Here is a 5,629-nt window from a genome sequence, read left to right on the forward strand (position 1 = left end):
AGGTTTCCTTAGCTGACAGCTTGTAAATGAAAGTTTACAACACCTGCTAAGCTGTTAAAACTAAATCAAGGCTTGGATCACCTTATCTGTATAAGCTTCAGTTGATAAATGACCACCCAAATCGCGGGTGAAATTGTTGACATCTGACAAAACTATATTTAAAGCCTGACGTAAACGCTCAGCATCAACTTGTAAACCAATGTGGTCTAATAAGTCAGCAAAAGCTAATAGTAGCGCTGTTGGATTGGCAATCCCCTGTCCAGCAATATCAGGCGCTGATCCATGAACCGCTTCAAAAATTGCAACATCGTCGCCTAAGTTAGCCCCAGGCACCAATCCTAATCCTCCAATCAATCCAGCCATTAAATCAGATAAGATATCGCCATATAAATTTTCCGTCACGATCACATCATATTGCTGTGGACGCATCACTAATTGCATCGCCATATTGTCGACCAAAACTTCGTCTGTTTCTATTTGTGGATATTTTTTGGCTACTTCTTTGGCAACCTTTAAAAATAAACCATCAGATAGCTTCATGATATTCGCTTTGGTGACGATAGTGACTTTCTTCCTTTGATTTGCTACTGCATAATCAAAGGCTGCGGTCACAATACGTTCAGTCGCTTTTCGAGTAATGATTTTTATAGAGTGGGCTTCATCAGCAGACACTTGCTTCTCTACGCCTGCGTATAAATCTTCCGTATTTTCTCGAAATAGGATGATATCCACATCGTGTTGTAGCGCTGGAATCTTCCCCAATACACGAATCGGACGAATATTGGTATGTAATTGATAATGTTTTCTAAGTGAAACATTAACACTTCTAAAACCCTCACCAATTGGGGTTGCAATAGGGCCTTTTAAGACCACTTTATGCGAATCAATAACGTCATAAACTGATTGCGGAATAAGGTCTCCTGTTGCATCAATCGCCTCTTGACCAGCGATTACTTCATCCCAGACAATTGGGCTTTCTAAAGCTCTAGCTACGCGTTTAACAGCTTGTGTTATTTCTTTTCCTATCCCATCGCCTGGAATTAAGGCGATTGTTTGTTTGTTCGCCACTAAATCACTCCTTTTAAACTTGATTGTATGATAACCTTCTTAAGCCTATCATTGGACAATAGGTAACAGACCAAACATTGCAGCAGTTACTACATAAACAATGAAAATACCAAGTGAAACGACTAGACCTTTTTTTCTGCCATTCGCCCCATTCTACATCAGTTAAACCTAGTAGTACATATGAGAAAGGTACTAACGGACTAAATAAGTGGAAAGCTTGACCAATTAATGATGCAAACGTCAGTTGTAATGGCGTAAATCCATATGCGTAACCAGCTTCTGATAAAATTGGCATCATCCCATAATAGAAAGCATCATTATGTAAGAAGTAAGTACCTGGCGATGAAATAACTGCAACAATAAAACCATAGAAACCACTCAATGATTCAGGAATAATGGTAATTAAAGAATTGGCAATAGCATCTGACATACCTGTTCCGTTTAAGATACCCATAAAAATACCAGCACCAAACACCGTCATCACAACTTGATTGGCTTCAGAAGCATTGCTATCAATCCGTGCTTTTTGATCTTTAGGATGCGGGTAATTAATTAGTAAGCTAATAACGGTCCCTAACATAAAAATAATAGCGGATGGAATAGATCCCTCTACTAGTAAAGCAATCGCCAAAAGCACAATCATTAAGTTAATCCAAACATTCTTTGGTCGACGTAGTTCTAGTGTTTCTGGATCATCAATAACCATCATTGCCTGCATTTCTTGTTCAGATAAGTTGACCACACCCAATGCTTTTCGTTCTTGCAAACCAAAAATCCATGCCACGATAAACATATAAATCAACCCAGCTATCATCATTGGTGCTAAACCACGCATTACATCATTGGTTTCAACGCCCATTACCGCAATAGCACGAGCCGTCGGGCCACCCCAAGGTAGTAAGTTAACAATCGAATGAGACGTCATCGTTAAAACCGCTAAATTTAACATAGACATATTTAATTTTTTGTAAATAGGCACCATAGCTGTACAGACGATAATCATCGTCGCTGTACCATCACCATTTAATGATACGGCAGCAGTTAAAGCAACAGTTGCTAAGGCTACCTTTAACGGGTCTCCTTTAGCAAAACGTATCATTGCATTTGATAAAGGATCGAACAACCCAGCGTCAATCATGATAGTAAACATGTAAATAGCGAAAAATAACATAATTCCAGTCGATGATGTCGTACCCAAGCCATCCATCGCTGCTTGGCCTATATCAATTTGCCATAAACCAAATATTTGCCCGATAATCGCCCATAACAATGGTAAGAACACTAACCCAATGAAAGGTGACATCTTCTTACGCATAATGACAAACATGAAAATAACAATCAGCGCATACCCCATAAACGCAACCATTAAAAAACACCTCTTACTTTCTCATTGTTATATATGTGTTTTATAATGTGACAAATAAATTCAGTTGTCAATGAAATTTCCGCAAAAATACAAAACATGTTACATTACCTAACATTTTATGATAGTTTTGTTTTATTTAATGCCAAACAAAAAAAGTCAACAAATATAGTCATTTGCTAACTTTCTTCAAAATTTAATCCTTTACATTCATTTTTGTGTTTATGATAAAACAAAAACACTATATCATTTCGATGGGTAACATCATCTCTGCGATAGTCAATTTTATTACACAGTAAATCCATTCCTTATAAATTACCTAACAAAGTCCGTATTTCTAGGAAGTTGTCTGTGGTACAGGTGGCTACTGTATTGGGAACTTCTGCTTTAGCATAGTGAATAGCTTGCCAACCGGCTTGAATAGCACCTTCGATGTCATTTCGATAGTCGTCACCAACAAACAAAATATCTTTTGGTGCCACATTTAAGTCAGCAGTAACAGCGTCAAATAGCTTACGTTGTGGTTTTGACCCTCCCATACTTTCTGAAATGTACCACTTATCCTTATCAATAAATTGATCGACACCTAGATTGGTCAATTTATCTATTTGTGCTTTTGTTGACCCATTAGTTAACACGAATAGCGTCATCCCTTTAGATAAGGCCGATTCCATTAAAGCAACCAAATCTTCACTCATACTCAACTGTTTTTGATAATGATTTTTTAATTGGTTAAACTGTTGCGCCGTCGCTTGATCAATTTTATGACCAAAATGAGCATACGTTTCAATTACGCGGTCATTCTTAAAAGCTGCTTCTGTCTTTTTACCTGCCATAAAAGCTTGGTATTCTTGCTCGGAGAATTCAGCATAGACTTGATTAAAAGTATCAAAATCAAGGTCTAAATAGTGGTCCGTTGCTTGCATTTCTTGGTAAGTATTTTTGTAGATGGTTAATCGGTTGTACAAAGTATCGTCTAAATCAAATCCAATCGCTTTCATATTTCTCTCCTTTTCAATCATTCACATATCGTAACAAATGATTGAGACAAACGCACATATTTTGAAAATATGAAAAATGACGGCCGTCACCAAATGGGACAAGACCGTCATTGCATGCGTTTGAGATAAATGATGCTAATGGTTAAATTTTAAAAGTTTTGAAAAAGCTTTTACTTAGTTTCTTACCTTTATTATTCTCAGCCTGGCAAGCACTCGCATATTGGTACTCGTAAATATACTGTTGCCCAATGTTTTAAATACTCTTCAAACTAGCTTTTTGGTAACCACGCTCAATCAAACTAGGTAAATTCCCATCTAAGAGCCCCTTTAGACGTTCCTTAAAAGTTAATAGGGAATCAGCCTTATAAACATCATGGTCAGCATTTAAATAATCAAAAACTGGCAAATCAGACACAACGGTATCCACCTTGCTGGCTAAAGCTTCCAAAAGAACGATACCTTCTGTTTCTTCATGGGTCATGAATAAATAAACATCTGCCATTTGATAAGCTACTCGGACCTGATCACGTGGGATATAACCGGCAAAAATCAGGTTGGGTAACCGAGTTGCAATGGCCTTTTTCACCTCTTTAGGTAAGGCATAGGGGTTTGAATAACCAAACCAAATAAAGGTCACTTCTGGCATCTGCTTAGCTAATTCTACAAATTCAATGATTCCCTTACGCTCAATTTGCAAACCGACTGAAATAGCAACCTTTTGATCTGTCTTTAAATTAAAACGAGACCGCATCTTGGCCACTTCTTCTGCTGTAGCTTGCCAATAAGACAGGTCGATACCATTTGAAATGACATGAATCGGTTTATCTATGTCATATTTTTCCAATAGGTCTTTGGCATACTGGCTTGGTGTTAGAATAAGGTCCGCAGAGTTGTAACAAGTATTTAGCCAATATTTAAAGCCCAATGATGCTTGATTAGAAAAAGAATAGGAATTCCTGAAATCCTCCATCGTTGAATGGGCATGATAGATAACAGGTTTACCTGCAGCTTTTGCTTTTTTTGCTACCAATAAAGAGTGGGGAAAGACGGTATTGATATGTACGATATCAAAATCATCTTTATAGTTAGTGGTATAAGCAATACCTGCGGAATTTAAGGCCATCTCTTGATGCAACTGAGCACGGCCAACCCCACTTTGCTGAATCGTTTTTTTTCATATCACTATGCAATAAAATTTTCATTATATGCTCCTATATCCACTTACTCACTAGGTCAACCAAAAAGATCGTTGAGTATGAGTAAATCAAAATGGTAACGGGTTTCCCTACTGCCAAAACTTGAACAAATCGCGAAAGGGACAGGTTAGTTAATCCAGCAACATAACAGATGACATCAGCAGACATAAACGGCAAGATAAGCCCTACAATCAATACGCGTTTAAAACCAGAACGGTCATCCAGCCAAATCAAGGCCTTATTATAGTACTTATCCCCAACGAGCATATGGACCAAACTACGCCCATATTTACGAGCCAAATAAAAATTAAATATAGATCCTAGGAAAATGGGCATTAAGTTCCAAACAAAGCCCCATATATCACCAAACATAAATACACCTAGCGGAATAGTAACCGATCCTGGGATCACAGGTATAACTGTTTGTATGAATTGAATGATGACAAACACAAAAGGTGCGGCAATACCGAAATGGCCCATAAATTTTAAAAAGGCCACCTTATCTGTTAATAAGCCGTTTCGCCATGCCCAAACAACAAAGATAATAGTCGCAATCGTGCCTAAAATATTCAATAAGTGAATCAGTCTTTGCACAAACTTTTGACGATGCATATCCATAGCCAATCTCCCCTCAATAGTCTATGCTATTGTATGAAATTTTTTATCACCTTTAGTATAACGTATTTTCTCAACTTTTATTGTAAACTTTTTATAAGGAAAAAATATAGGCTAAAAGTACCATTATTTATATTAACGTAGAATATAAATCTAATTCAGTGACTTTTATCATAGTTCTTATTGACGTGTATCCATGTATAAAAGTAGACACAAAAAAAGATAGCCCTATTGAGCTACCCCATTAGTCGGGAAAACAGGATTCGAACCTGCGACCCCTTGGTCCCAAACCAAGTGCTCTACCAAGCTGAGCTATTTCCCGTTATTCAAAAATAAACATGCACCCAGCAGGAGTCGAACCTGCAACCGCCTGATTCGTAGTCAGG

The 5,629-nt window shown here is 37.6% G+C and carries 4 protein-coding genes, 1 tRNA gene and 1 pseudogene; all 6 read right to left on the reverse strand.

Annotated elements, in window-relative coordinates; all coding sequences use genetic code 11:
- Positions 1-60 precede the first annotated feature (60 nt).
- A complete protein-coding gene (locus HMPREF3116_RS05350) occupies positions 61-1,068 on the reverse strand; it encodes an isocitrate/isopropylmalate dehydrogenase family protein (RefSeq protein WP_070468163.1) in 1,008 nt (335 codons plus the stop codon).
- 48 nt (positions 1,069-1,116) lie between these two features.
- A pseudogene (locus HMPREF3116_RS05355) lies at positions 1,117-2,434 on the reverse strand (CitMHS family transporter).
- A gap of 305 nt (positions 2,435-2,739) precedes the next feature.
- Entirely contained in the window at positions 2,740-3,432 is a 693-nt protein-coding gene (locus tag HMPREF3116_RS05360; protein WP_070468164.1) for an HAD family hydrolase, read from the reverse strand.
- Between the two features lie 253 nt (positions 3,433-3,685).
- Positions 3,686-4,567, reverse strand: coding sequence for a glycosyltransferase (locus HMPREF3116_RS05365; protein ID WP_246819056.1), 882 nt, complete (start codon positions 4,565-4,567; stop codon positions 3,686-3,688).
- Positions 4,568-4,643: 76 nt separating this feature from the next.
- The gene (locus tag HMPREF3116_RS05370) at positions 4,644-5,246 is read right to left on the reverse strand and encodes a TVP38/TMEM64 family protein (RefSeq protein WP_070468165.1); all 603 of its coding nucleotides are present in this window, start codon (positions 5,244-5,246) and stop codon (positions 4,644-4,646) included.
- A 245-nt stretch (positions 5,247-5,491) separates the two neighbouring features.
- A tRNA-Pro gene (locus HMPREF3116_RS05375) sits at positions 5,492-5,565 on the reverse strand.
- Positions 5,566-5,629 lie beyond the last annotated feature (64 nt).

This window comes from Aerococcus sp. HMSC10H05 (genome assembly GCF_001806975.1).
In the GTDB taxonomy this organism is placed as follows: Bacteria; Bacillota; Bacilli; order Lactobacillales; family Aerococcaceae; genus Aerococcus; species Aerococcus viridans_B.